Below are 24,999 nucleotides of genomic sequence, written 5' to 3'. Positions count from 1 at the left end.
CACGGTCGCCGCCGCAGCCCTCGGGGCCCACTCGGTGCGGGATCAGCCCCCGGGACCCACGCGCGCGTACTGCGCCGGTGGGCCCGGCGCCGTCTGCACCCACACCGACGGCGCCGGGTCGGTGACGACGTCCGGTACCGGCGACGAGAGCAGCAGCCCCCGCGCCTCCTCGCCCGGCCCGAGCGTCGGGGCGGCCGCACCGGACGCCGCGGTCCGGCCGTCGAGCACGCACGCGCCGGGGTCGAGGCCGGGGAACGCGGGGGGAGGGGTCGCGAGCGGCGAGGTCGCCGGGGTGTTGCGGCACAACAGCGCCGAGGGACCGCGCAGCACCGAGTCCGGCACCGCGTGCAGGCCGACCGCGACGAGCAGCCCGGCCGCACCGGAGAGCGGGTCGGCGACCGGCGCCGTCCCGCCGTTGCGCACCACCAGTGACGCGAGCAGCAGGTGCGACCCGCTCGGGGCCGCCCGCGCGCTCGGGGTGAACGGGCCGACCCCGACGTCGTAGGGCACGCCGTCGACGACCACGCGCGTGGTCGGCGCCAGGCCGTCGTCGGCCGGCACCGCCGCGGGCGGACCGCCGACGGCCGCCGAGCCCGCGCCGGAGTCGTCGCCGGACAGCCCGCCCCACAGCGTCACCGCGAGCACGACGACGACCACCACAACGAGCCCGCCCACCACGAGCAGCACCGACGAGCGCCCCCGGCCGCCCCACGGGCCGTCCGCGGGCCACCACGGCGCCTCGTCCGGATCCCCCTCCGGCAGCTGTCCGCGCGCGCTCATGCACCCAGCCGACCACGCCCGGCGTCGTGCGACCAGCCCGGCACGCCCGGCCTCACCCGACGTCGAGGACGACCTTCCCCGTCGCGTGGCCCTGCTCGACGAGCGCGAGCGCGGCCGCGGCGTCGGCGAAGGGCCGGACGTCGGTGACGTGGGGGTCGAGGGCGCCCTTCGCGACGAGGCCGGCGAGCTCGTCGAGCACGGCGGTGCTGCGGTCGCGCTGGAGCTGCTGCCCGCCGAGCTCGACGGACAACCCGTAGTCGGCGACGGAGATCAGACGGTGCGGGTCGCGCAGCAGCCCGGCGACGGTGCGCAGCGGGTCGCCGCCGACGAGGTCGAACACGGCGTCGACGCCGTCGGGAGCGGCCTCGGAGATGCGGTCGGCCACGCCGTCGCCGTAGGCCACCGGCGTCGCGCCGAGCCGGGCGATCAGGTCGTGCTTGCCGGGGCTCGCCGTCGCCACGACGTGCAGCCCGCGCGCCGCGGCCAGCTGGACGAGGACGACGCCGACCCCGCCGCCGGCCCCGTTGACCAGGAGCGTCCGACCGGGGGAGAGGTCGAGCTGGCGCAGCGCGTCGTGGGCCGTCCCGGCGGCGACGGGGAGCACGCACGCCTGCTCCGGCGTCACGCCCGCGGGCCGGTGCGCGGCGAAGCTCGCCGTGACGATCGCCTGCTCGGCCCAGCCGCCGACCATGCCCGGGCACCCGCCGAAGACCTCGTCGCCGACCGCGAACCCCTCGACGTCGGGACCCGTCGCCACCACGCGGCCGGCGACCTCCCGGCCCAGCACCGCGGGCCCCTCGGTGCCGTAGGACCCGTTGCGGAGCTTCCAGTCGCCCGGGTTCACGCCGGACGCGTGAACGGCGACGAGCAGCTGGTCGGGTCCCGGTTCCGGCACGGGGACGTCGAGGAACGCCTCGTGCTCCGGCCCGCCGACCGTGGTGAACCCGTACGCCCGCATGACCCACTCCCTCGTCGTCGTCGCCCTGTTCCTCGATCGTCGCAGGCGCGGTCGGGGTCCGGCGGCTTCGGGACCGTCAGCAGCCGCAGGTGGTCGGCGAGCGCCTCACCGGGCGAGCGCGCCGAGCGCGATCGGCGCCGTGACCGGGTCGTCGGACGCCGCGTGACGCCCGGCGGTGGGGGCGGCGGTCGGCCGGGCCACGGGCTCCGGGGTCACCGACGCCGGCGGCCCCCAGGACCGCGGCGGCACGACGGCGGGCGGAGTCGGCCGGGGCGTCGCGACGAGGCCGATGCGGGCGTAGGCCAGGAACAGCAGCGCGCTCACGACCTGGAGGACGACCCAGAGCACGTTGCCCGTGATCACGTCCCAGTCGTTCAGCCCGTGGAGCAGTGCGGGCACGCCGAGCCCCAGGCCGGCCAACGCGAGCCACGGCCCCGGGCGCCGGTACTGGGCCGCCAGCCCGAGGAAGTACCCGGCCACACCGGCCCAGAGTGCGTGACCGACCGGGTCCGAGACGAACCGCCACACGGCCTCGACGGACCCGGTCACGCCGGTCTGGCCCAAGGCGGGCATGTAGACCGTCACGTACGTGACGGCTTCGGCGGCGCCGAACACGAGACCGCTGACGGCGCCGAGGAAGAGCGTGTCCCGCGGGGCGAACCCGCGCCGGCGGTGGGCCAGCACGATGATCGCCACCGGCAGCATCTTCGCGAGCTCCTCCGGGATGCCGGCTCCGACCACGCTCGTGAGCAGGTTGTCGAAATCGCCGCCGAGCACGGTCTCCATCCCCGAGGCGATCGGGCCCTCGAGCAGCAGTGCGAGGAGCACGACCTGGGCCAGGAGCGCCCCACCGACGTTCTGGGGACGCACGAGGACCCAGAGGACGAGGAACCACGCGGCGGCGAAGTATGCCGCGAACATGATCGCCGGAGCCTCGTAGCTCGCGGACCCCGCGAAGAGGGCGAGGGCGGCCGGCGGGACGGCGACGAGCGCGACGAACAGCCACGTCGTCCACGCCCGCAGCGCCGGGTGGCGCAGCCAGGCGCGGAAGGGGAAGAGGACCGCGAGATCGGGCAGGCGCTCGGCCGGGGGAGTGGTCATCGTCGGATGCTCCGGGATGTGGTGGGCCGGTCGCGGAGGAGCGGCCCCCGCGAGCTCGCCGGTGTCATCGCGTCTCGCGGCCGGGTGTTATCGCTGGCGAAGGCGCTTCGGTTGTGAGCACTCGAACGTGTCGATCGTCGTAACGCTCTGCGCCGAAGCGGCGAGATGACGGCCGACGGACCGCGTGGACGCGGACCGACCACGTCCTCGGGGGAGCCGACATGACCCAGACCCAGCCGGAGCGCCACCTCGCCGCCGGAGCCCCGTGGGCGCCCCCGCAGCCCGAGGTCCACTGGGTCGCGACGCAGCCACCCGCGGGCTGGCCGGGCTACGGCGCGCCGGCCCCGCAGCGGCACTCCGGGATGCGGTGGGGCTGGATCGTCCTCGGCGTGGTCGCGGCGATCGTCGCGGTGGCGATCATCGGCACCGTCGCGCAGAAGACGGCGAAGATGACGATCAACGGGTCGGTCGTGGCCTCCGGGTACGGCACCCTGACCCCGGGGACCGGCTGCTCGATGACCTCCATGGAGGGCAAGTCGATCTCCGTCTTCGGGTCCCGGGGCGACCTGGTCGGCACGACGATGCTGAACGGGACCGACGGGGTCGCCGTCAACCAGTGGAACACCTACGGCTACGGGAACTACGCCGACGGCTGCCGGTTCACCTTCACGCTGGCCGACGTGAGCGCCGCGGACGACTACTACACGGTCGCCGTCGGGAACGACGCGAGCAAGGGTGTCGGGTTCAGCAAGGAGCAGCTGCAGACCTCCGGCGCCCAGATCACCTACGGGCACTCGTGACGACCGGGACGCCATGGCTGCCGGGTCGCGGCGCGCGGAACCACGACGTCCCGGTGATCATGGTCGGGTCGAGCCCCTGACGCCGGGCCGGATCACCAGGCATGCTGCGGGCAGCGTCGGGACACTCGCTGAGGAGGTGACGCGGCGTTGGCGACGCTCTACCGCAGCATCTGGGCCTCGGACGACCCGGACGCCGTCGACGTGGTCGACCGCGCCGTCGTCGCCTGGGGCGAGGGCGTCGCCGCACGCCACCACCGCCCGCTCCCGTCCGGCGACGCCCGCACCCGAGCGAGCGAGCAGTACCGCTACGTGCTGCGCCGCGACGCCCACCACGACCCCGACGACACGAAGATCGGCAAGGCGGTCCGGGTCGTGTTCGTCGAGTCGAACCGCGACGGGAGCCGGTGGACGACCACCGTGCGCGCCTGGTCGGGCGGCAGCTGCACCGGCGAGGGCGCCAAGGCGTGGGTGTGGATCGACGTCGAGGCCGACGCCCGCGACGTCACCGAGCCCCTGTTCGCGAAGCCCCCGGCGTTCGTCGCAGACCTGCTCACGACGACGGCGGCCGCGCACGGCGGCGTCTCGCTGCACCCCCGGGCGGTGCACTTCCAGGGCGACGACGGGGCCGAGGACCTCGCCGGCCTGCTGACCCTCCCGGAGCGGGACGTGCCCGTCGTCGTCTTCGGCGGGCTGGGGCCGGGGGCCGACGAGGACGCGCTGCGGGTGTTCGACGCGGCGGTGCAGCGCACGACGCGCGACGTGGCGGGCCTGGCGATGGTGGCCGTGGTCGACGCGGCCGACCTCGACGCGCTCGGGGCGGCCCTCGGCGCGGGGTTCGAGGTGCACCCCGGCGCGATGCGGCTCTACCTCCCCGCGCTCGACCCCGCCGGCGACGCGACCACCCGCCACCTCGAGTTCCGCGCCGAGCGCTTCCGCGACCGCCCGGCGCTCGCGGGCCGGATCGCGGTCAACCAGCTCGCGCCGCCGTCGAGCGTGCGCCGTGCCCCCGACAGCTGGGACCGCGCCGCGCAGCGTCTCGACGAGGCCACGCCGGGCGGGATGGTCGAGAAGGTCGCGCGGGAGGCGGCGCGGGTCACCGACCTGGAGTCCGAGCTCGTGGCGGAGCGGCGCATCGCCGAGGAGGTGCTGGAGGAGTTCGGCGACCTGCAGCACGAGGTCACCGACCTGCGCGACCGGCTCGCCGCCGCCTCCGCCGAGCTCGCCCGGCTCCGCGGGGAGCGCACCGGGGAGGGCCTCGAGGCGATCGACCTCGCGCCGCCGCACGCCCGCGACTGCAGCGACGCGGCGGCCCTCGCGCGCAAGCACCTCGCGACCTACCTGGAGTTCCCGACGGAGGCCGGGGTCGACCTGGAGCTGCTGGACCGGCAGGCGGCGGGGCCGGCCTGGGGCGAGCAGGCGTGGCGGGCGCTGCGGGCGCTGGCGTTCTACTCCCGGGCGCGGACCCGCGACGGGTACGACGGCGACTTCTTCCAGTGGTGCTGGAACTCCCGGCACCCGATGGCGTGGCCGGCCAACCCCCGCAAGCTCGCGATGCGGGAGTCGAAGACGGTGATGGACCGCTGGCCGGAGTCGCGGACGTTCACCGTCGACGGCGAGGAGCAGGCGGTCCAGTCGCACGTGAAGATCTCGTCGGCGGGGATGGCGCCGCGGATCTACTTCACGTGGGTGGAGCGGACCGGGAAGGTGCACGTGGCCTACTTCGGCCGGCACCTGCGCAACACCCGTTCCTAGGTGGCCTCCGGCCTCGTGAGCACAAAAGGTCGGTATAGCGGCACTTTCTGCGCACGAGGCCGAAGGCCACCTACTATCGCAGCGGTCGGTCGTCGGGGGAGGACCAGGATGAGCAGCACGGAGACCGACGCGGGCTCGCCCCTCGTCCCCGGGCCACGGTCCCCGGAGCGCGACGCCCTCGCCCCGTGGTCGCCCGACATCCCCGCCCAGCGGAGCGCGCCGCGCGGTATCCGCTGGCTCGACGCCCCCGAGGACCCGCGCCCGGCCGCCGGCGTCCCACCGGCCGGGCTCGACGGCGACGTCCCCCCGGGCCGTCCCCGCCGGGCGCGGATCGCACTCCTCGTGGCCGTCGTGCTCGTCGTCGTCGGCGTCGTGGCCGTCGGCGGGGTCGTCGCGCTCACGCCGCGGACCATGACGGTGCAGGGGTCCCTCGTCGTCGCCGGGCGGGGCGCGCTGTCGACCGGGGCGAGCTGTTCGATCTCGACGATGCCCGGCCACTCGGTGACGGTGTTCGGCGCGGACGGCCGCGTCGTCGGGACCGCCGCGCTGCCGGGCGAGGGCACCGCGGTCGACCAGTGGCACACCGTCTCGCCGTTCGCGGACGCGTGCCGGTTCGCGTTCACCGTCCCCGACGTGGCGTCCGGGGACGCCTCCTACCGCGTCGGTCTCGACGGCGACCGGTCGGACACGGTCTCCTTCAGCCACGACGAGCTGACGACGACGGGGGCCCAGCTCACCTACGGTCACTGAACGACCCGGAGGGAGCCGGCGATGAGCGCGTGGCCGTTGTGGAGCAGCGGCCTGCTGCTCGTCCTCGGGGTGCCGCTCCTGGCGATCGTGACCCAGCGGTTCCTGCGGCGCCGGTGGTCGGTGCTGAGCGAGGGCGACCACAACGAGGTCGCGGGCTTCCTCATCGCGGTCGTCGGGGTGATCTACGCGGTGCTGCTCGCGTTCGTCGTCATCGTGAGCTGGGAGCAGTTCAGCGCCGCCGGCGACACCGTCGGGCAGGAGGCCAGCGCGCTGCGGACCATCGAGCGCACCGCCGCCGCGTTCCCGGCCGACGCCCGGGCCCGGATCCACGCCGACGTCGTCGCCTACGCCCACGCCGTGATCGACGACGAGTGGCCCGCGATGTCGCGCGGCGAGCCCGGCTCACCCACGGTCGGCCCGACGCTCGACCGGCTCTCGGTCGACCTCGAGGCCCTGCCCGCCGACAGCCCGGCCCGCACGGAGATCGTCGGCGCCGAGGTGGAGCGGTTCCACGACCTCGTGACCGCCCGGTCCGCCCGGCTCGACTACGTGCCGCAGGGGGCGCCCGCGGTGCTCTGGGCCGCGCTGGTGGTGGGCGCGGTGGTGACGATCGGGTTCTCGATGGTCTTCGCGCTGCGCGACCGGTTCCTGCAGACGCTCATGACGGGCAGCATCGCGCTGCTCATCGGCATCCTGCTGTTCGTCGCGGTCGCGATCGACCACCCGTTCGTCGGCGACGTGGCCGTCACGCCCGACCCGCTCCAGCGGGTCCTCGCCGACTTCTGAACGGCCCGCCCGGCCGCCGTGATCGACCTCCCGCTACCTTCCGGACCCGATCACACGACTGGTGCCCGAGGAGGCGGCGGTGGAATCGGTCGACTGGAGCACGGAGTGGCTCACCAGCCTGCTGTGGATCCTCGGGGTGTGGGTCGCGACGGTGATCGTGCTCGGCATCGTCGCCGTGCTCATCGTCCGGTACACGACGTGGGGCCGGCAGTTCTGGCGCCTGGCCGGGCCGTTCGTGCGCCCGACCCGCGGGGACCGGGCGTCCTGGCGGCCGACGCTGTTCATCCTGGTCCTGCTGCTGCTCGTCGTGCTGTCGGTGCGCATCAACCTGCTGCTCTCCTACAACACCAACGAGCTCTACACCGCGCTGCAGAACCTCGACGCGGCCGCGTTCTGGCGGGCCATCGGGATCTTCGCGGTGATCGCGGCGGTGTACGTCGCGTCGTCGCTCGTGACGTACTACGTCGGGCAGTCCTTCGTGATCCGGCTGTGGGAGGACCTCAACGGCCGGTTGCTGGGCGACTGGCTCGGCGACCGCGTCTACCACCGCCAACGGTTCTCGCGGACCCAGGTCGACAACCCCGACCAGCGCATCCAGGAGGACATCGCGTCCTTCGCCCAGACCTCGTACACGCTCTCGATCGGTCCGAGCGGTGCGGTGAGCGCCCTGGTGACGATCCCGTCCTTCACCATCGTGCTCTGGCAGCTCTCCGGCCCGCTGTCGGTGTTCGGGCTCCAGATCCCCCGCGCGATGACGTTCATCGCGTTCCTCTACGTGATCGTCGCGTCGGTGTTCGCGTTCCGGATCGGCAAGCCGCTGATCCGCCTGAACTTCCTCAACGAGGGCCTCGGCGCGTTCTACCGCTACGGGCTGGTCCGCGTGCGGGACAACGCCGAGAACATCGCGTTCGCCCGCGGCGAGCCCGTGGAGCGCCTCACCCTCGAGCGCCGGTTCTCCGACGTCATCGCCAACTACTGGCGCATCGTGATCCGGACGCTGAAGTTCCAGGGCTTCAACCTGGGCGTCACCCAGATCTCCGTGGTGTTCCCGATCATCATCCAGGCGCCGCGGTTCTTCGCCCGGGCGATCAGCCTCGGCGACATCCAGCAGACCGCGCAGGCGTTCGGCCAGGTCCACGACGCGCTCTCGTTCTTCCGCAACGCCTACGACCAGTTCGCCGCCTACCGCGCCGTCCTCGACCGCCTCACCGGGCTGCTCGACTCCGACGAGGAGGCCCGCGAGCTGCCGCTGCTGGACGTCACCGACCGCACCGGCGGCGTCGTCGTCCGGGACCTCACCGTGAACAAGCCCGACGGCGAGACCCTCGTCAGCGACCTGTCGCTCGAGCTCGACCGCGCCGAGTCGCTGCTGGTCACCGGTCGCTCGGGCACCGGCAAGACCACCCTGCTGCGCAGCCTCGCCGACCTCTGGCCCTACGCCGAGGGCCACGTCGAGCGCCCCGTCGGCTCCGGCGCGGTGTTCCTCGCCCAGCAGCCCTACCTGCCCCTCGGGACGCTGCGCACGGCGCTGGCCTACCCCGAACCCCCGGAGGCGGTCGCCGTCGACGACGCGGCCCGGGTCCTGCGGGCGGTCGCGCTCGCCCACCTCGTCGACCGGGTCGACGACGACGAGGTCTGGTGGCGGGTGCTCTCGCCCGGCGAGCAGCAGCGCGTCGGGTTCGCGCGGCTGCTCCTGGCCCGGCCCGACGTCGTGTTCCTCGACGAGGCCACCGCGGCCCTGGACGAGGGCCTCGAGTACGAGCTCTACACCCTGCTGCGGCGCGAGCTGCCCGACCTGGTGCTGGTGAGCGTCGGGCACCGCAGCAGCCTGGAGGCGTTCCACTCCCGGCGGCTCGACCTCGAGGGCGACGGCCGGTGGCGGGCGGAGGCCCTCCAGGGACAGGCCTAGAGGTACTGCCGGATCTAGAGGTACTGGCCGGTCGAGGTGTCCGCCGGCTCGGGGGCCCGGACCCGGATGGCGACGACGTTGGCCGGGTTCACCGTGAGCGTCGTGGCCGGGACGTCGCCCGCGCGCTCGTGCTCGCGGACCCGGAACGGGGTGCCGCCGGCGAAGCTCGCCTCGACCGCGGCGAGCACGGCGTCCTCGGAGTCGAAGTCCAGCGTCGTGACCGTGATCGGCTCGCCGACGGTCGGGTAGATCCAGACGGTGAAGAGGTTGTCGGGCACGGGGGCCTCCCTGCCGCGCGGTGTCAGCGCGTCCTGCTGCTGGGGTTCGGGGTGGGGCCGGCCAGCGCGTCGTCGAGCCAGGTGAGGAAGTCGGCGGTGGACCCGGCGAAGTGCCGGCGGACGCGGTCCCGGACGGCGCGGACGTCGTGCCCGGCGACGAACTCCGCCGTGGTGGGTGTCCCGCAGCCGCAGGCGCAGGTGAGGTCGCGCAGGGCGGCCTCCTCGGGCAGCGCCCCGTAGGTGATGCGGTTCTGCGAGTTGTTGGCGAGGGGGTCGGGCCGGCCGACGTACGCGTCGCGCAGCGGGTGCCCGGGGCCCAGCACCGCGCCGTCGAGGGCCTTGCGGTCGCCGTAGGGGGTCACCGAGCGGATCTCCGCCGCGGCGCCGACCAGCCCCTCCGGCGTGACGACCAGCGCGAAGCGCTCCCGTCCGGCGACGTTCTGGTTCAGGCGCCACAGACCGCGGCCGGCGTCCCAGATCTCCTGCTCGGTCATGCGCGGGAACCACCCGAGGCGGGCGCGACCCAACGGATCGTCGTCGGCGCGCTCGTAGCGCCCGAGCTTGACGCGGATGGCCACGGCCCACCTCCTCCCGCCGCCGAGGAGACTATGCACGACGGTCCACCAGAGTCAAAGGCCGACTCTGCTGCCCGGCGGTGCGACGACGGCCGGACCTGAGACGGGGCCCACGCCGCTGACCGCCCGGCGTGGGGTGAGGATCGGAGTCATGGCGCGCCTCGTGGTCATCGGTCCCGGAGCGATCGGCGGCGTGCTCGCCGCCCTGGCGCACGAGCGGGGGCACGACGTGGCCCTCGCCGTCCGGACCCCGTTCGACGTGCTGCGGGTGCGGACCGGGGCGGACGGCGAGGAGCGCGAGGTGCCGGCGGCGGTGCACACCGACCCGGCGGACCTCGGCCCCGCGGACTGGGTGGTCCTCACGACGAAGGCCCACCACACCGCGTCCGCGGCGGACTGGCTCAAGGCCACGACCGGCCCCGGCAGCGTCGTCGTCGTCGCCCAGAACGGCGTGGACCAGGAGCGCCGCGTCGAGGGCCTCGTGCACCCCGACGCGACGGCGGTCCCGGCCGTCGTCGTGCTCGGCGCCGAGGCGGTGGAGCCCGGGCGGATCGTCCACCACGGCTACGGGCGGCTCACCGTGCCCGACGGTCCCTGGGTCGACGGCCTCGCCGCGCTGGTCGGCGGGGGCGACGACGGCGTCGAGGTGGCCGGCTCCACCGACTACCGCACCGACGCGTGGCGCAAGCTCATCAGCAACGCCGTCGCGAACCCGATCACCGCGCTGACCATGCGCCGCAACGAGGTGCTCGCCGAGGACCACCTGGCCGACCTGGTCCTCGGCCTCTCCCGCGAGGTCGTCGCCGTCGGCCGGGCCGAGGGCGCGGACATCTCCGACGACGACGTCACCGCGCTGCGGCGGCACTACGCGACGATGCCCGCCGGCACCGGCACCTCGATGCTCTACGACCGGCTCGCCGGGCGGCCGACCGAGCACGAGTACCTCTCCGGCGCCGTCGTCGCGGCCGGCGCGCGCCACGGCGTCCCGACCCCGCTCAACGCGACGATGCTGGCGCTGCTCCGCAGCATGTGAACGGATGTGGTCGTCCCGGCGACCACATCCGTTCACATGAGCGGCAGCTCTCGGCGTCGCACCCCCGTCGCGTGGTACGCGGCGTTGGCGATGGCGGCGGCCGTCCCGACGATGCCGATCTCGCCGATGCCCTTGGAGCCCATCGGGTTCACGTAGGGGTCGTCCTCGTCGATCCACTCCGCCGTCATCTCGCGCACGTCGGCGTGGGCGGCGATGTGGTAGCCGGCGAGGTCGTGGTTGACCACGTGGCCGAAGCGGGGGTCGACGACGCTCCGCTCGTGCAGGGCCATCGACAGCCCCCACACCATGCCGCCGAGGAACTGCGAGCGGGCCAGGGTCGGGTTGAGGATCCGGCCGGCCGCGTACACCCCGAGCAGCCGCGGCACCCGGATCTCGCCGGTGTCGGCGTGCACCGCGACCTCGGCGAACTGGGCCCCGTAGGCGGCCATCGACAGCTCGCCCGCCCACGGGTTGTCCGGGGTGGCGGCGTCGGCCTCGGCGCCCTCCTCCGGGTCGTCGCCCCACTTGTCCCGGAACCGGTCGGCGGCCTCGCTGATCGTCGACCCCCAGGACGCCGTGCCCGACGAGCCACCCGCCACCGTCCCCCGCGGCAGCGCGGTGTCGCCGATCGCGACCTCGATCCGGTCCGTGGGCACCCCGAGCGCGTCGGCCGCGATCTGGGTGAGCACCGTCCGGGCGCCCTGCCCGATGTCGGTCGCCCCGATCTCCACCTCGTAGCGCCCGTGGCGGAACCGGATCACCGCCGTCGAGCCCGGGAAGCGGATCGCCGGGAACGTCGCCGCCGCGACCCCGGTGCCGTGCCACCAGCCGTCGACCAGTGAGGCCCGCGGCTGCGGTGGTCGCGCCGACCACCCGAACCGCTCCGCCCCGCGCCGCAGGCACGCGACCAGGTTCCGCGTGGAGAACGGCACCCCCGACTCGGGATGCACCTCGGGCTCGTTGCGCACCCGCAGCTCGATCGGGTCGAGGCCCAGCGCCACCGCGAGCTCGTCCATCGCGCACTCGAGCCCGAAGCTGCCCGGGGCCTCCCCGGGGGCTCGCATGTAGGTGGGCGGGTCGACGTCGAGGGGCACCAGGTCGTGCGACGTGCGCCGGTGCGGCGCCGCGTACATCGCGCGGGTACCGGTCGCGGTCGGCTCGCCGAACTCCTCGATCCGCGCGGTGGACGCCACGACGTCGTGCGTGATCGCCTCCAGCCGCCCGTCGGCCGTCGCCCCCAGCGCGAGGTGCTGCACCGTCGCCGGCCGGTGCCCGACCGTCTCGAACATCTCCCGCCGCGACAGCGCCCGCTTCACCGCCCGGCCCGGCACGGTGCGCGCCGCGAGCACCGTCAGCACCGTCCCGGCGTGCAGCGAGCCCTTGGCGCCGAACCCGCCGCCGACGTGCGGCGACGCCACCTCGACGTCGTCCTCGCCCAGCCCGAACAGCGCCGCGACCGTGTCCCGCGCGCCCGCCACCCCCTGCGAGGACTCGTACAGCACGACGTGATCGCCGTCCCACGCCGCGACCGTCGCGTGCGGCTCCATCGGGCTGTGGTGCTGCACCGGGGTGGTGTAGGTGGCGCGGACGGTGACCGCGGCCGCGTCGAGCGCGGCGTCGGGATCAACGATCCCGCTGGTCGGCGGCGCGTAGTTCGCGAGCGTCGCCGCCGGGTGCCGCGCGGGGGAGTGCTCGTCGAACGCGGTGACCTGCGGTTCCTCCGCGACGGTCACGACGACGAGGCCCGCGGCCTCCCGCGCGACCTCCGGGGTCTCGGCGAGCACCGCCGCCACGTACTGGCCACGGTGGTGGATCTCGTGGTGCTGCAGCACCCGGAGCTCGGGGTCGCCGAGGTCCGCGAGCCGCGGCGCGTCGTCCGGGGTGAGGATCCCGACGACGCCGGGCACGGCCCGCGCCGCGCCCGTGTCCAGGCCGGTGATCCGGCCGCGGGCGACCGTCGCCTGCACCGGGTGCAGGTGCAGCGGGGCGTCGACCGGCTGGTCGGCGGCGTACCGGGCGGTGCCGGTGACCTTGTCCGGGCCCTCGACCCGGCGGACCGACGTGCCCATGACGCGGGCGTCGAGGACGGTCACGAGTGCTGCTCCTCGGTGAGTCGGCGCAGGGTGTCGGTCAGCGCGCCGACGACCAGGTCGAGCTTGAAGCGGTTGCCGCCGAGCGGGCTCTCGACCGGGTCGGCGTCGGCGAGCTCGGCGCGGGCGGCGGCGCGGTACGACTCGTCGGTGGCGGGGGCTCCCCGCAGGGCGTCCTCGGCGCGGGTGGCGCGCCACGGCTTGGGGGCGACCCCGCCGAGCGCGATCCGGACGTCGGCCACGGTGCCCTCGCGCACCCCGAGCGCCGCGGCGACCGAGACGAGGGCGAAGGCGTACGAGGCCCGGTCGCGCACCTTGCGGTAGGCCGAGCGCGCCGCGATCGGCGAGGCCGGCAGATCCACCGCCGTGATGAGCTCACCGTGGCGCAGCACGGTGTCGTGGGTGGGGTCGTCGCCGGGGAGCCGGTGCAGCTCGGCGACCGGGAGGGTGCGCGTGCCGTCGGCGCCGAGCACCTGGACCGTCGCGTCCAGCGCGACCAGCGCGACCGCCATGTCCGACGGGTGCGTCGCGAGGCAGTGCTCGGACGCGCCGAGGATCGCGTGGTAGCGGGTCCAGCCCTCCCGGGCCGAGCACGGCTGGGTGAGGTCGCGCTTGGTGCACGGGGTGGTGGTGTCGGCGAAGTAGACGCACCGGGTGCGCTGGAGCAGGTTGCCGCCGGTGGTGGCCATGTTCCGCAGCTGGCCCGAGGCGCCGGCGAGCAGGGCCTGGGCCAGCGCGGGGTAGCGGCGGCGTACCAGCGGGTGGGCCGCGACGTCGCTGTTGAGCGCGCCCGCGCCGATCCGCAGACCGCTCCTCGTGGTCGAGCTCCGCGCTGCTCCGTCTCCGTCCCCGTCTCCGTCTCCGTCCCCGCCGTCGTCGAGCTCGGTGATCGCGGTGCTCGTGACCCGGCCCAGGTCGACGACGGACGACGGGGTCGCGACGCCGAGCTTGAGGTGGTCGAGCAGGTTGGTGCCCCCGGCCAGGAACACGGCGCCGGGGTCGGCGCCGACCGTGGCGACCGCGGCCTCGGCGTCGTCGGGACGGGCGTAGGTGAACGGCCTCATCGGTCGGCCCCCTCGACGGTCGAGCCCCGCCGTGCGGCGTCTCCCGCCACCTCGGCGACGGCGGAGACGATGTTCGTGTACGCCGCGCAGCGGCACAGGTTGCCGCTCATGCGCTCGGCGATCTCGGCGCGGTCGAGCACCGTCGGGCCGGTGAGGTCGTCGGTGACCGCGCTCGGGGCGCCGTGCGCGGCCTCGTCGAGGACGCCGACCGCGGAACAGACCTGACCCGGGGTGCAGAAGCCGCACTGGTACGCGTCGTGGGCCAGGAACGCCTCGGCGACCGGGTGGAGCGCACCGTCGGGGGCGAGCCCGTCCGCCGTGGTGACCTCGGCGGCGTCCTTCGCGACGGCGAGGGTCAGGCAGGACAGCACCCGACGCCCGTCGACGAGCACCGTGCAGGCGCCGCACTGGCCGTGGTCGCAGCCCTTCTTCGGGCTGGTGTTGCCGAGCCGCTCGCGCAGCGCGTCGAGGAGGGTGGTGCGCGGGTCGACGTCGAGGTCGTGGTGGCGGCCGTCGACGGTGAGTCCGATGGGGATGGTGGTGGTCACGTCGCTCCCGGGGGGTGTCGTGCACTCCACGGTTCCACGGTGTCGATCTCCGAGCATGGGACCGTCGGTCCCAGGAAGCCGCGGCCGAGACGCCACGCATCATGATGCACACTCGGTATGCTGTGATGCATGCGCACGACGATCACCATCGACGACGGCCTCCTGGCGCAGGTTCGGCGTCGCGCGGCCGAGCTCGGCCAGACGGTGAGCCAGGTGATCGAGGACAGCGTGCGCGAGAAACTGCTGCGCCGTGACGATCAGGAGGCCGCCGGCTTCCGCGTGCGGGCGTTCCGAGGAGGGCGGCTCCGTCCGGGAGTGGACCTCGACGACAACGGTGCGCTGCTCGAGGTCCTGGACGAGCGGTGATCGCCTGTGACGTCAACGTCCTCGTGCACGCCTTCAACGCCGACGACGCGGCGCACGAGCCCTACCGGGCGTGGCTCGAGCGAGCCGCGGCCGGCCCCGAGCCCTTCGGGCTGGCCTCGGTGGTGGCCAGCGGCTTCGTCCGCGTGGTGACCCACCCCAAGGTCCTGGCCGAGCCGCTCGCCGTCGTCGACGCCCTGGAGCGGCTGGCCGATCTGCGAGCCGCGCCCGCGGTGGTGCCGATGGAGCCGGGCGACCGGCACTGGGCCCTCTTCGACGATCTCTGCCGGCGCACCGGCGCCCGGGGCAACGCGGTCCCGGACGCCTACCTCGCCGCCCTGGCGATCGAGCACGGCTGCACCTGGATGTCGGCTGATCGCGGATTCGCCCGATATCCGGGTCTCCGGTTCCGGCACCCCCTCGACCCGTGATGCCGCGGGAGCGCGTCGGCGAGCAGCCGGGTCCGCGCGACGCGGTCCACCAGCACCCCCGGCGGCAGCGCTACGTCCACCCCTCCCTCGGCCGGCCGGCACCGTGACGGTGTCCGCGCACAGGTGACTTGCCCACGCCGCGCCGTGACCGGGAGCATGCGCCCGGTAACCCAGATCACAGCCGATCGTCACCGGTGACGAGACGGAGGAGCTCCCCATGCAGGTCTCGTGCGCGTTCCCGACCGCCCTGCACTCCCCGGACGACATCGCCCTGGCGGAACAGCTCGGCTACGACCGCGCCTGGGTCTACGACACCCCGCAGCAGAGCCCCGACGTGTGGATGACCCTCGCGCTCGCGGCGGAGCGGACCGAGCGCATCGGGCTCGGTCCGGGCGTGCTGGTCCCGAGCCTGCGCCACCCGATGGTCAACGCCGCCGCCACCGCCACGCTCGCGGCGCTCGCCCCCGGCCGGACCGCCGTCTCCTTCGGCACCGGCTTCACCGGGCGTCGCGCGATGGGCTACCGGGCGATCACGTGGTCGTTCATGGACGCCTACCTCCGCGCGTTCCGGGGGCTGCTGCGCGGCGAGGTCGTGGAGTGGGAGGGCGCGCAGATGCAGATGCTCCACCCCGACGGGCACGCGCCTGCCCGCCCCGTCGACGTCCCGCTCCTCGTCGGGGCCCTCGGGCCGAAGGGGAACGCGGTCGCGCGGGAGCACGGCGACGGGCTCTTCGCGACGCTGCAGCTCCCGGACTTCCTGCCCGAGTGGTCCTGGGTGCCCTACCTGGCCTGGGGGACCGTGCTCGACGAGGGGGAGCCGCCGGACTCGGAGCACGCGCGGGTGGCGGGTGGACCGGGCTGGGCGCTCGCGTACCACGGGGCCTACGAGTTCGGCGGCCCCGACGCCGTGCGGGGCCTGCCCGGGGGCGCCGAGTGGCTGGAGACGGTCGAGAAGTCTCCAGAGGACCAGCGCCACCTCGCCGTGCACTCCGGGCACTGCGTCGAGCTCAGCGACGCCGACCGGGCGGCCTGGGACGCGGGTGGTCACTCGATGCTCCCCGACGTGACGATCAGCGGCACCCGCGCGCAGGTCGGCCGGCGGATCGAGGACCTCGCCGGGCACGGCGTCACCGAGATCGTGTTCCAGCCGTGCGGGCCGGACACCCGCGGCGAGCTCGAGCGGTTCCTGGAGGCGGCGCGCTCCTGACGCCGGCGAGCCGCGACGATGCGGCTTTCCTCCCACTGGTTGCCAGCAACGACGCTTCGCTTGCGCCGGGGAAGGGTGCCCGCCGGGGGAGGGGCTCAGTGCGGGCCGAGCAGGTTCGTCCGCACGTCGACGAGGTGCCCGCGCATGTGCTCGCGCGCCGCGTCGGGGTCGCGCTCCACCAGCGCGGCCACGATCTCGCCGTGGCTGCACTCGTAGCCGTGCCGGCGCTCCGGGGTGGCGGAGCGGCGCTTGATGCTGCCCCAGACGGGGAGGTCGCGGGCGGCGTTCATGGTGTCGAAGAGCCGCAGCAGCAGGCCGTTGTGCGCGGCGGCGGCGATCGCGCGGTGCAGCGCGGAGTCCCAGGCCTCGAACTCCTCGTAGGTCGCGGTGGAGTTCCCCCGGCGCAGGCAGTGGTGCACGTGGTCGATGTCGGACTGCGTGGCGTGCCGGGCCGCGAGCGCCGCGATCTCGGGCTCGAGGACCAGGCGGGTCGCCATGATCTCGGCCGGGCTGGTCTGCAGGGTGCCGCGCGCCGCCGCGGGGAGGCCCGGCTCCGCCTCGAGCTCGGCGAGGAAGGTGCCGCGCCCGACGTGGCGGGTGATCCGGCCCTCGCGCTCGAGCTCGGCGAGGGCCCCGCGCACCGCCGTCCGCGAGGCCTGCAACGACTCGCACAGCGCGCGTTCCGTGGGGATCTTCGCGCCCGTCCCGAGCGTGCCGTCGGCGACGGCCTCGTCGAGCAGCCGCCGCAGGCGGGTGACGACGGGTGCGGTGCTCGCCGGTGCTGCCATGCGACCAATATTAGACCAATGACGGCGAGCCGTCGGTATTGGCATCGCATACGCGGCGTCATATGGTCGGGGAAGCCCGCGAGGTGAGGTACCACTCCCTCGCAATGGTCCTGATTGGTCCGCAAAGGTGCGCTCCGCCCGAGCGTGCGGCGCACCTCGGGAAGGAGTCTGCGTGAAGCTGGTGACGTACGCCGTCGGCGGCCGGGAGGCCGTGGGTCTGGTCGACCCGGCCGACGACACCCGGGTGCTCGACCTGGTGCCCGTGGTGGGCGACCGGTCGCTGCTCGAGGTCGTCGAGGACTGGGAGCGGTTCGCGCCGGCGATCCGCGACACGCGCGACCTGCCCAGCGTCGTCGGCGCCACCCTGCGCGCCCCGTTCCCGCGGCCGCGTCGGGACCTCTTCGCGGTCGGCAAGAACTACCGCGAGCACGTCGCCGAGTTCGGGCGCTCGGGCTACGACACCCCGCAGCGCTCGGAGGACCTCCCGGACAAGCCGATCGTCTTCTCGAAGGCGACCACGAGCGTCACCGGCCCCTACGACGACGTCGAGGCCCACGCCGGCATCACCGCCGAGCTCGACTACGAGGCCGAGCTCGCCGTGATCATCGGCCGGGGCGGCCGCGGCATCTCCCGCGAGGACGCGTTCGCGCACGTCTGGGGCTACACGATCGTCGACGACGTCACCGCCCGCGACGTCCAGCGCGACCACAAGCAGTGGCTGCTCGGGAAGTCCCTCGACACCCACGCGCCGATGGGCCCGTGGGCCGTGACCGCCGACGAGGTCGGCGACGTCACCGCCCTCGAGGTGTCCTCGACCGTCAACGGCGAGCCGCGCCAGAAGGCCCCCGTCGCCGACCTGATCTTCGACATCCCCGAGCTCATCCGCGTCATCTCGGCCGGCATCACGCTCCTGCCGGGCGACGTCATCGCCACCGGCACCCCGGCCGGCGTCGGGATCGGCTTCGACCCGCCGCGCTTCCTGCAGTCCGGCGACGTCGTCGAGTGCGCGATCACCGGCCTCGGCGCGCTGCGCAACACCGTCCGCGCAACGACCCCCGACACCCCCACCAGGAGGACGAGCACGTGAAGGTCAACGGCAAGGAACTGGCGGTCGAGGTCACCGGAGAGGGCCCGGTGGTGCTGCTGGTCCACGGCCTCGGCGGCACGTCGAACTTCTACCAGCCGCAGGTCGCCGCGCTCGCCGAGCGCTTCACCGTCGTGCGGCCGGACATGGAGGGCTCCGGGCGCAGCACCGTCCGCGGGCGGCTGACCATCCAGGGCTTCGCGAACGACCTCGCCGATCTCCTGACGTCGCTCGACGCCGGCCCGGCCCGCGTCGTCGGCCACTCGATGGGGACCATCACCGTCCGGCTGCTCGCGGCCACACATCCCGAGCTGGTCTCGCACCTCGCGCTCCTCGGCGCCGTCCCCGCCCCGCTGCCCGAGGCCGGCCAGCAGGGCCAGCACGACCGCGCGGCCAAGGCCCGCGCGGGGGAGATGCCCGCGATCGCGGACGCCGTCATGGGCAACGCGACCGCCGAGGCCACGCGGCGCGACCACCCGGCCACCGCGGCCGCCGTCCGGGAGCTCGTGCTGCGCCAGGACCCCGAGGGCTACGCCCGGTCCTGCGAGGCGCTCGCCGCCGCGCCCGACCCCGGGCCGGTCGACCCCGAGCTGCCGCTCCTGCTGCTGACGGGAGCCGACGACGGCGTCGGCCGCCCCGAGGTCAGCCAGGCCCTCGCCGAGGCGCACGGCGCGGCGACGCTCGACGTCCTCGCCGACTGCGGCCACTGGACCGCCCTGGAGCGCCCGGTCGAGGTGACCGAGCACCTCCTCAAGTTCTTCTAGCCCGATACCGCAAGCCTCGACGACGAGGAGTCCTCCCATGAGCAAGGTCCTGTTCCGCAACGTCTCGATCCTCGACTCCACCGGCGCCGACCCGTACCCGGGCGACGTGCTCGTCGAGGACGACCGCATCGCCGCGGTCGGCACCGTCGACGGCTCGCGCGCCGAGGGCGCGCAGGTCGTCGAGGGCCGCGGCCGCACCCTCATGTCGGGCCTGTGCGACGCGCACACCCACTTCAGCTGGAACAACTCGGCCGACCTCGACGGGCTGGGCATGATGCCGGTCGAGGAGCACCTGCTCTTCTCGATGGAGTCGGCGAAGAAGTACATCGACTCCGGCTACACGATGTGCCTCGGGGCCGCCTCCGCGAAGGAGCGCCTCGACGTCGTCTGCCGCGACGCCATCAACGCCGGCCGCATCCCCGGCCCCCGCTACCTCGCCAACGGCCCGGAGATCGCGGTGACCGGCGGCGCGCTGATCAAGTCGATCACCAAGTTCGCCGACGGCCCGGAGGGCATGCGGCTCGCGGTCCGCGAGCTCATCGACCTCGGCGTCGACCAGATCAAGCTGTCGATGACCGGCGAGGAGATCACCGGCACCCAGCGCGCGGAAGACACCTACTTCTCCGACGAGGAGACCGCGGCCGCCGTCGCCGAGGCGCACCGGCGGGGGAAGCGGGTCTGCGCGCACGCCCGCTCCGCGGAGTCGGTGAAGATGTGCCTGCGCAACGGGGTCGACATCATCTACCACGCCAGCTTCACCGACGCCGAGGGCATGGACATGCTCGAGGCCAACAAGGACTGGGTGTTCGTCGCGCCCGGCATCAACTGGCTCATCGCGACCCTCTACGAGGCCGAGGCCTTCGGGTTCCCGCAGGAGGCCGCCGAGGCCGTCGGGTACAAGAAGGAACTGGAGATGGCCACCGACGGGCTGCGCGAGATGCACCGTCGCGGCATCAAGCTGCTGCCCGGCGGCGACTACGGGTTCGCGTGGACCCCGCACGGCACCTACGCCCGCGACCTCGAGCACTTCGTCGAGCGCCTCGGCTTCACGCCGATGGAGGCCATCATCTCGGCCACGGCCTGGGGCGGGGAGATCATGCTGCGTCCCGACGAGCTCGGGAAGGTCCAGCCCGGCTACCTCGCCGACCTGATCCTCGTCGACGGCGACCCGCTCGCCGACATCACGATCCTGCAGGACCACGACAAGCTGCACGCGATCATGAAGGACGGGCAGTTCCACAAGCAGGACAGCCCGATCGCGCCGCACAGCGGCCTCGACGCCCCGGCCGGCCAGCTGAGCGGGGCCACCCGCGAGTACGTCGAGGCCCGGCCGTAGGCACGTCCCGCCGCCCTCCCTGACCGCCCGACCCCTCCCTGACCGCCCGACGTCGGGTGCCGTCCCCGCTCCCGGGGGACGGCGCCCGACGTCGAGGCCTCTCGCCTCCCTCACCCCCCAGCCGTCGCGCCGCCGCGCGTCGGCCCTGTCCGCGCGCCTCCAGGAGCCCCGATGACGTCCGACGCCGACACCCCGGCCTCCCTCCAGCCCCCCACCTCCGGCCTCCCGCCCCTCGAGCTCTCCCGCACCGACGACCCCGAGGTCCTCGCCGAGGCCGCGCGCGACGACTACTCGCTGCACGTCGTCCCGCGCTCCTGGCGCCTGCGCGCCCCGAAGATGGCCCTCGCCTGGTCGGCGCTGATGTCGGCGATGTTCTGGGTGGTCGTCGCCGCCGGCGCCTCGCTCGTCGTCGGCACCGTGCAGGCCCTCGTCGGGCTCGCCGCGGCCGTCGTCGTGCACGGCACGTTGTGCCTGGTGATGTCGCGGACCGCCGCCGACTCCGGCCAGACCGTGGGCCTCTTCTCCCGCGCGATGTTCGGATACCGCGGCGCCGCGATCGCCACCCTGGCCCTCGGCCTCACCGGCACGTGGTTCGCCGTGTTCGAGGGGTCGGTGCTCGCGGTGGCTGCCCAGGCGGAGTTCGGCGGGCCCGTCTGGATCTGGTACCTCGTCGTCACGCTCGTGTGCATCCCGCTCGTCATCGGCGGTGTCCGGCAGGCGATCGAGAAGGTCAACGCCTGGCTGCTGCCGGTGTTCGCCGCCGGGCTGGTCCTCACCGTCGTCTGGGCCACCGTGGTCCACGGGTACGACGGTTCCTGGCTCACCGCCCCGCCCAGCACGCCGACGACGATGGCCGGACCGGGCTGGCTCTACGTCTTCGCCATCTACATGGGCGTCTTCTCGAACGTCCTCTACTCGTTCGACTTCGCCCGCATGGGCCGGCCGCAGGACCACCGGGTCAACGGCCTGCACACCTTCGGCTACACGTTCTACTTCTTCACGATCCTGGTGAACGGCGCCGTCGGCATCTACCTGGTGCACACCATCCCACTGGCCGAGGTCAGCGAGTCGGGCCTGGTCGTGGGCATCGTGCAGATGATGGGGCTCCTGGGCGTGGTGTTCATCGTCGCCACCCAGCTGAAGATCAACACGGCGAACTTCTACGTCGCCTCGACCAACTTCCAGGGCCTGTTCTCGCGGACGTTCAACCTCACGCTCTCCCGCACGACCTGGGTGTTCATCGTCGGCGCGCTGTCCTTCGCGGTGATGACGCTGAACATCTTCACGTTCATCAACACCTGGCTCTCCTACCAGGGTGCGGTGCTCGTGGCGTGGGTCGGGATCGCGCTGGTGACCGTCGCCGACGCGCGCCGCCGGGGCCGCGCGCAGGACGTCGCGTTCGAGTTCCGGCCGGGCCGGGTGCCGCGGGTGGACGTCGCCGGCGTCCTCGCGTGGGTGATCGCGTCCGGGGTCGGCATCACGCTGATCGCCACGGGCAGCGCGATCGCGAGCACGTGGGCCCTGGTCGGAACGTTCGTGCTCGCCGTGGTGATCGCCGCCGTCGGGAAGGCGCTGCGCCACGGCCGGCCCACCGGGATCGCGACCCGCCCGCACGACCCCCGCGACGAGGTCGACGACGTCTGGACCGACCGGGTCCGCTGCCACGTCTGCCACCGGTCCTACGTCGCCGTCGAGATGGACCGTGATCCGGCCCACGACCACGCGGCCATCTGCGCGGCGTGCGCCACCTCGACGGCGTTCCTCGACGCCGTCGCCGCCGAGACCCCGCGCGCCTGACCCCTGGCGTTGTCGCGGGCGCCGTCCCTCGCCGGGGACGGCGCCCGTCGCGCGTCCCCAGCACCGGAAGGACGTCCGTGCCGCTGCTCGTCTGCCGCACCTGCCCCCGCGACCACCCCGACAGCGGTTCCTTCGGCGTCGCCCTCGATCGTGCGCTCTGTGCGGACGGCGTCCGGGTGCGGCACGTGCCGTGCCTCGGGGGCTGCCCGAACGCGGGCAACGCCGCCGTCGACGGGCCCGGCAAGCCGCGGGTGCGCTTCTCCTCCCTCACCGACGACGACGCGGGCCCGCTCCTCGCCGCCGCGGCCGCCTACGACGCCAGCCCGACCGGCATGCCCGACGACGGGTGGGAGGTCCCGCCCGCGCTGCGCGACCGGCTCACGGCGGTGACGCCGAAGCGGGTCGTCTAGAGCCGCCCCGGGCCGGTTGATCAGGGGCACATAAGGCAGGCGCGGGGCCGGTCTGGCCTGCCCCTTGTGCCCCTCGCGCCCGAGCCCGGCCTGCGGTGCACTCGGCATGATCAACCGCCTAGGGCGCCCACCACCCCACCCGCCGTCAGGAGCGCCTCCGACGACGACGCCGCGGCTCGTCCTTCCCGCGGACCTCGCGCCACGTCTCGTGCACCGCGTCGAGCGCGCCCTTGGTGATCCCCTTGGCTGCGCCGTGCATCGTGTTCTCGGTCATGCTGCCGACGAACTCGTCGAGGGGCTTGCCGCCCTTCGCGTGCAGGTCCAACCGGTTGGTGGCCTCGGCGAACCGCAGGTAGGTGTCGACGCTCGCCACCACGATGCGGGCGTCGATGGTGAGGATCTCGATGCCGACCACCGAGACCTTCACGAACGCGTCGATGACCAGGCCCTTGTCCAGGACGAGGTCGAGGACCTCCGCGAGCCCGCCCTGCGGGGACCTGCGGACGCCGCCCGACTGCGGGCCCCGTGCGACCGTCACACCGCGCCTCCTCGCCGGGCGACGGCCTCCACGCCGCGGGTGAGTGCCTGCCACTCCCGCAGTCGGGCGCGGATCGACCGCTCGCCCGCCTCGGTCAGAGCGTAGAACTGCCGGCCCGACCGCGGGTCGGGCCGGCGGCCGAGCAACCGGTTGCGGGTGAGGCGGTGCAGCGTGACGTGCACCGTGCGTTCGGGGGCGTCCAGGTGCCCGTCGCTGCTCTCCCGGACCCGCGTGATCACGCCTCGCCCGTCCGTCGGGCCCTGCCGCAGGGCGAGCAGGACCAGGAGGTCGACCTGGTCGCGACCGGCGACGCGGGCGATGCTGCGGCGTCGGGCCGGCGCCGCGTCCGGGGACCGGCGGGCGCGGGTCCTCGGGCGCTCCTCCTCGGGCTCGTCGTCACCCTCGAGGGTCGGCTCGGGAGCCTCCTCGCGGGCAGGCTCGGCGGCCGCCCCGGCACCGTCGTCGTCGCGGGGGTCGTCCTCCGGCTCGCGTGGTGCGGGCACCGTGCGGTCGGTGCGGTCCCCGCCGTCGCGGTGGGGGAGCAGGCCCCGCAGGCTCGCCGTCGCCGGCTGCCCGAAGGCGTGGCTGAGGTCCTGGATCGTCACATGGCCTCCACGTCGCGACCGGTGGTGGACTCCTCGGCGGCGCGCAGCAGCGTCAGCAGCTCGACGCCGAGGTCGCGGTAGTCGGCCGCGACCCCGGCCGCGGCCGTCGACAGGCGGGGGGTGGCGGTGCTGCCGGCCCGCAGCGAGGCCCACCACGCGGGCTGCGCGGCCACCTCGAGCTCGAGCTCGTGGGCGAGCCGGCCCAGCCGCCGCGCGTCCTGGGCGCTGCGCTCGGCGTGCCGGATGACCGTGGCGAACAGCGGCGAGTGCCCGCCGAACGCCGCCGCCACCGCCCCGCGGAGCTCGGCGTGCACGCGCCGCGAGCGGGTCCCCGTCGCGAAGAGGACGGCGCCGAGGAGCGCGAGGTCGGGGTTGCGCTCGCGCGCGACGGCGAAGCGCTCGGCGACCAGCCGCATCCCGACGAGCCCGCCGACGTCGGACTTGGTCGGCATGACGATCCAGCGGGCGGCCGTCAGCGCGAGGTCGGTGAGGATCGTCGACTCGGGCGGGCAGTCGACGAACACGACGTCGTAGGGCTCCGCGGTCGGCGCCAGGACCTCGGCGAGGACGTCGAACGCCGCGCGGCCGCGCTCCTGCAGCCGCGACACCATCAGCGGGACGAGGTCGGCGAGGCGGGCGCCGCCGGGTACGACGTCGAGGCCCGGGCGCACGTCCTCGACGGGGGTCAGCGGGCTCTCGGTGAGGATCGAGAGCACGAGGCCCGCGCCCTGGTCGTCGTCCTCGTCGTCGCGGTAGCCGAGGTCGTCGGCGAGGTTGGCCTGGCGGTTGAGGTCGACCACCAGGCAGCGGTAGTCGGCCGCCGCGAGCTGGCCGGCCAGGTTCGCGACCAACGAGGTCTTCCCGACCCCGCCCTTGTCGTTGACCATCGCGATGACCCGGCCCAGCGCGTGGGCCCGACCCGCGCCACCTCCGTCCACGGCGCGGAGGGTGACCACCCGACCCCGCCGGGCACAAGTCGACGCACGGCCGCCCGGCGGAGTTGGGCCGGGCGCCGGAGCCGGCGGCGCGGACGGCCCAGGACGGACCGGCCCGGACACCGGCATCCGGGTGCGGAGCATTCGGCGGCGTCACCCCCGGCGAGCCCGCGAGCCGCTCACCGCCACGCGCTCCCGCTCACGGGCGCGGTGATCCGACCCGACGATTCCGGGGCACCGGGGTCCGCGGTGCCCGGTGCCGAGCCGGAGCGGCCCGGCCTCGTGGTGCCGGTGCCGGCCTGACGACCGTGTCCTCC

At 74.4% G+C, this 24,999-nt stretch carries 26 protein-coding genes; 14 read left to right on the top strand and 12 right to left on the bottom strand.

Features of this window, described 5'->3' with window-relative positions:
• Positions 1 to 42: 42 nt before the first annotated feature.
• From HH311_RS11580 to HH311_RS11570, 3 genes are all read right to left on the bottom strand, one after another.
• Positions 43 to 780, bottom strand: coding sequence for a hypothetical protein (locus HH311_RS11580; RefSeq protein WP_169183811.1), 738 nt, complete (start codon positions 778 to 780; stop codon positions 43 to 45).
• A 52-nt stretch (positions 781 to 832) separates the two neighbouring features.
• Positions 833 to 1,738: an NADP-dependent oxidoreductase gene (locus HH311_RS11575; RefSeq protein ID WP_169183810.1), complete on the bottom strand. Its 906-nt coding sequence runs from the start codon at positions 1,736 to 1,738 to the stop codon at positions 833 to 835.
• Between the two features lie 105 nt (positions 1,739 to 1,843).
• On the bottom strand, positions 1,844 to 2,839 hold the full coding sequence (locus tag HH311_RS11570; RefSeq protein ID WP_169183809.1) for a PrsW family glutamic-type intramembrane protease: 996 nt from the start codon (positions 2,837 to 2,839) through the stop codon (positions 1,844 to 1,846).
• A 221-nt stretch (positions 2,840 to 3,060) separates the two neighbouring features.
• On the opposite strand from HH311_RS11570, the gene HH311_RS11565 reads away from it, so the two are divergent.
• The 5 genes from HH311_RS11565 (at position 3,061) to HH311_RS11545 (ending at position 8,836) form a co-directional block, all read left to right on the top strand.
• Positions 3,061 to 3,639, top strand: coding sequence for a hypothetical protein (locus HH311_RS11565; protein ID WP_169183808.1), 579 nt, complete (start codon positions 3,061 to 3,063; stop codon positions 3,637 to 3,639).
• Between the two features lie 147 nt (positions 3,640 to 3,786).
• Entirely contained in the window at positions 3,787 to 5,391 is a 1,605-nt protein-coding gene (locus HH311_RS11560) for a hypothetical protein (RefSeq protein ID WP_169183807.1), read from the top strand.
• Positions 5,392 to 5,499: 108 nt separating this feature from the next.
• Entirely contained in the window at positions 5,500 to 6,141 is a 642-nt protein-coding gene (locus HH311_RS11555; RefSeq protein WP_169183806.1) for a hypothetical protein, read from the top strand.
• Positions 6,142 to 6,162: 21 nt separating this feature from the next.
• A complete protein-coding gene (locus HH311_RS11550) occupies positions 6,163 to 6,927 on the top strand; it encodes a DUF4239 domain-containing protein (RefSeq protein ID WP_169183805.1) in 765 nt (254 codons plus the stop codon).
• A 79-nt stretch (positions 6,928 to 7,006) separates the two neighbouring features.
• Positions 7,007 to 8,836, top strand: coding sequence for an ABC transporter ATP-binding protein/permease (locus HH311_RS11545; RefSeq protein ID WP_169183804.1), 1,830 nt, complete (start codon positions 7,007 to 7,009; stop codon positions 8,834 to 8,836).
• Positions 8,837 to 8,850: 14 nt separating this feature from the next.
• Here the strand turns inward: HH311_RS11545 and HH311_RS11540 are convergent, their stop codons facing one another.
• Both HH311_RS11540 and HH311_RS11535 read right to left on the bottom strand, forming a co-directional pair.
• Entirely contained in the window at positions 8,851 to 9,114 is a 264-nt protein-coding gene (locus tag HH311_RS11540) for a hypothetical protein (RefSeq protein WP_169183803.1), read from the bottom strand.
• A 23-nt stretch (positions 9,115 to 9,137) separates the two neighbouring features.
• On the bottom strand, positions 9,138 to 9,692 hold the full coding sequence (locus tag HH311_RS11535; RefSeq protein ID WP_169183802.1) for a hypothetical protein: 555 nt from the start codon (positions 9,690 to 9,692) through the stop codon (positions 9,138 to 9,140).
• 148 nt (positions 9,693 to 9,840) lie between these two features.
• Here HH311_RS11535 and HH311_RS11530 point away from each other — a divergent pair, with 148 nt between their 5' ends.
• Positions 9,841 to 10,722 carry a 2-dehydropantoate 2-reductase gene (locus HH311_RS11530; RefSeq protein WP_169183801.1) on the top strand — a complete coding sequence of 294 codons (882 nt, stop codon included), beginning with the start codon at positions 9,841 to 9,843 and terminating at the stop codon, positions 10,720 to 10,722.
• A 32-nt stretch (positions 10,723 to 10,754) separates the two neighbouring features.
• On the opposite strand, the gene HH311_RS11525 is transcribed toward HH311_RS11530, so the two are convergent.
• From HH311_RS11525 to HH311_RS11515, 3 genes are read right to left on the bottom strand one after another with little or no spacing between them, the layout of a single operon-like run.
• A complete protein-coding gene (locus HH311_RS11525) occupies positions 10,755 to 12,791 on the bottom strand; it encodes a xanthine dehydrogenase family protein molybdopterin-binding subunit (protein ID WP_169183865.1) in 2,037 nt (678 codons plus the stop codon).
• A 20-nt stretch (positions 12,792 to 12,811) separates the two neighbouring features.
• A complete protein-coding gene (locus HH311_RS11520; RefSeq protein WP_169183800.1) occupies positions 12,812 to 13,876 on the bottom strand; it encodes a xanthine dehydrogenase family protein subunit M in 1,065 nt (354 codons plus the stop codon).
• Positions 13,873 to 14,424 (bottom strand): 2Fe-2S iron-sulfur cluster-binding protein, encoded by a 552-nt coding sequence (locus HH311_RS11515; RefSeq protein ID WP_312030084.1) that lies wholly within the window; start codon positions 14,422 to 14,424, stop codon positions 13,873 to 13,875. Before HH311_RS11515 ends, HH311_RS11520 begins: the two co-directional genes overlap by 4 nt.
• 129 nt (positions 14,425 to 14,553) lie before the next feature.
• On the opposite strand from HH311_RS11515, the gene HH311_RS11510 reads away from it, so the two are divergent.
• From HH311_RS11510 to HH311_RS11500, 3 genes are all read left to right on the top strand, one after another.
• On the top strand, positions 14,554 to 14,790 hold the full coding sequence (locus HH311_RS11510; RefSeq protein WP_169183798.1) for a ribbon-helix-helix protein, CopG family: 237 nt from the start codon (positions 14,554 to 14,556) through the stop codon (positions 14,788 to 14,790).
• On the top strand, positions 14,787 to 15,218 hold the full coding sequence (locus HH311_RS11505; protein WP_169183797.1) for a type II toxin-antitoxin system VapC family toxin: 432 nt from the start codon (positions 14,787 to 14,789) through the stop codon (positions 15,216 to 15,218). The genes HH311_RS11510 and HH311_RS11505 overlap by 4 nt, the downstream gene beginning before the upstream one ends.
• Before the next feature lie 217 nt (positions 15,219 to 15,435).
• Positions 15,436 to 16,425, top strand: a complete 990-nt coding sequence (locus HH311_RS11500; RefSeq protein ID WP_169183796.1) for an LLM class flavin-dependent oxidoreductase — start codon at positions 15,436 to 15,438, stop codon at positions 16,423 to 16,425.
• A gap of 95 nt (positions 16,426 to 16,520) precedes the next feature.
• Here HH311_RS11500 and HH311_RS11495 read toward each other — a convergent pair whose 3' ends face one another.
• A complete protein-coding gene (locus HH311_RS11495) occupies positions 16,521 to 17,213 on the bottom strand; it encodes a FadR/GntR family transcriptional regulator (protein WP_169183795.1) in 693 nt (230 codons plus the stop codon).
• A 172-nt stretch (positions 17,214 to 17,385) separates the two neighbouring features.
• Between HH311_RS11495 and HH311_RS11490 the strand changes: the two genes are divergently transcribed.
• The 5 genes from HH311_RS11490 (at position 17,386) to HH311_RS11470 (ending at position 22,604) form a co-directional block, all read left to right on the top strand.
• Positions 17,386 to 18,300: a fumarylacetoacetate hydrolase family protein gene (locus HH311_RS11490; protein WP_169183794.1), complete on the top strand. Its 915-nt coding sequence runs from the start codon at positions 17,386 to 17,388 to the stop codon at positions 18,298 to 18,300.
• A complete protein-coding gene (locus HH311_RS11485; RefSeq protein WP_169183793.1) occupies positions 18,297 to 19,061 on the top strand; it encodes an alpha/beta fold hydrolase in 765 nt (254 codons plus the stop codon). The genes HH311_RS11490 and HH311_RS11485 overlap by 4 nt, the downstream gene beginning before the upstream one ends.
• A 37-nt stretch (positions 19,062 to 19,098) precedes the next feature.
• Complete coding sequence (locus HH311_RS11480) at positions 19,099 to 20,397, top strand: amidohydrolase family protein (protein WP_248292445.1); 1,299 nt, start codon at positions 19,099 to 19,101, stop codon at positions 20,395 to 20,397.
• A gap of 171 nt (positions 20,398 to 20,568) precedes the next feature.
• Positions 20,569 to 22,194, top strand: a complete 1,626-nt coding sequence (locus tag HH311_RS11475) for a cytosine permease (RefSeq protein ID WP_169183792.1) — start codon at positions 20,569 to 20,571, stop codon at positions 22,192 to 22,194.
• A 77-nt stretch (positions 22,195 to 22,271) separates the two neighbouring features.
• A complete protein-coding gene (locus HH311_RS11470) occupies positions 22,272 to 22,604 on the top strand; it encodes a DUF1636 family protein (RefSeq protein WP_169183791.1) in 333 nt (110 codons plus the stop codon).
• 145 nt (positions 22,605 to 22,749) lie between these two features.
• Here HH311_RS11470 and gvpJ read toward each other — a convergent pair whose 3' ends face one another.
• From gvpJ to HH311_RS11455, 3 genes are read right to left on the bottom strand one after another with little or no spacing between them, the layout of a single operon-like run.
• A complete protein-coding gene (gvpJ, locus tag HH311_RS11465; RefSeq protein ID WP_169183790.1) occupies positions 22,750 to 23,142 on the bottom strand; it encodes a gas vesicle protein GvpJ in 393 nt (130 codons plus the stop codon).
• Positions 23,139 to 23,747: a PadR family transcriptional regulator gene (locus HH311_RS33245; protein ID WP_169183789.1), complete on the bottom strand. Its 609-nt coding sequence runs from the start codon at positions 23,745 to 23,747 to the stop codon at positions 23,139 to 23,141. Before HH311_RS33245 ends, gvpJ begins: the two co-directional genes overlap by 4 nt.
• Positions 23,744 to 24,685, bottom strand: coding sequence for a ParA family protein (locus HH311_RS11455; RefSeq protein WP_312030083.1), 942 nt, complete (start codon positions 24,683 to 24,685; stop codon positions 23,744 to 23,746). The genes HH311_RS33245 and HH311_RS11455 overlap by 4 nt, the downstream gene beginning before the upstream one ends.
• Between the last annotated feature and the right edge of the window lie 314 nt (positions 24,686 to 24,999).

The sequence above is a fragment of the Actinomycetospora sp. TBRC 11914 genome (assembly GCF_012933465.1).
Taxonomy (GTDB): Bacteria; Actinomycetota; Actinomycetes; order Mycobacteriales; family Pseudonocardiaceae; genus Actinomycetospora.
This window is presented reverse-complemented; position numbering and strand designations above follow the sequence as displayed.

Coding starts and splice junctions, on each gene's coding strand:
- HH311_RS11580 (WP_169183811.1), bottom strand. CDS start 780: ATGAGCGCGCGCGGACAGCTGCCGGAGGGGGATCCGGACGAGGCGCCG.
- HH311_RS11510 (WP_169183798.1), top strand. CDS start 14,554: ATGCGCACGACGATCACCATCGACGACGGCCTCCTGGCGCAGGTTCGG.
- HH311_RS11525 (WP_169183865.1), bottom strand. CDS start 12,791: ATGGGCACGTCGGTCCGCCGGGTCGAGGGCCCGGACAAGGTCACCGGC.
- HH311_RS11495 (WP_169183795.1), bottom strand. CDS start 17,213: ATGGCAGCACCGGCGAGCACCGCACCCGTCGTCACCCGCCTGCGGCGG.
- HH311_RS11575 (WP_169183810.1), bottom strand. CDS start 1,738: ATGCGGGCGTACGGGTTCACCACGGTCGGCGGGCCGGAGCACGAGGCG.
- HH311_RS11475 (WP_169183792.1), top strand. CDS start 20,569: ATGACGTCCGACGCCGACACCCCGGCCTCCCTCCAGCCCCCCACCTCC.
- HH311_RS11570 (WP_169183809.1), bottom strand. CDS start 2,839: ATGACCACTCCCCCGGCCGAGCGCCTGCCCGATCTCGCGGTCCTCTTC.
- HH311_RS11500 (WP_169183796.1), top strand. CDS start 15,436: ATGCAGGTCTCGTGCGCGTTCCCGACCGCCCTGCACTCCCCGGACGAC.
- HH311_RS11565 (WP_169183808.1), top strand. CDS start 3,061: ATGACCCAGACCCAGCCGGAGCGCCACCTCGCCGCCGGAGCCCCGTGG.
- HH311_RS11550 (WP_169183805.1), top strand. CDS start 6,163: ATGAGCGCGTGGCCGTTGTGGAGCAGCGGCCTGCTGCTCGTCCTCGGG.
- HH311_RS11555 (WP_169183806.1), top strand. CDS start 5,500: ATGAGCAGCACGGAGACCGACGCGGGCTCGCCCCTCGTCCCCGGGCCA.
- HH311_RS11530 (WP_169183801.1), top strand. CDS start 9,841: ATGGCGCGCCTCGTGGTCATCGGTCCCGGAGCGATCGGCGGCGTGCTC.
- HH311_RS11520 (WP_169183800.1), bottom strand. CDS start 13,876: ATGAGGCCGTTCACCTACGCCCGTCCCGACGACGCCGAGGCCGCGGTC.
- HH311_RS11480 (WP_248292445.1), top strand. CDS start 19,099: ATGAGCAAGGTCCTGTTCCGCAACGTCTCGATCCTCGACTCCACCGGC.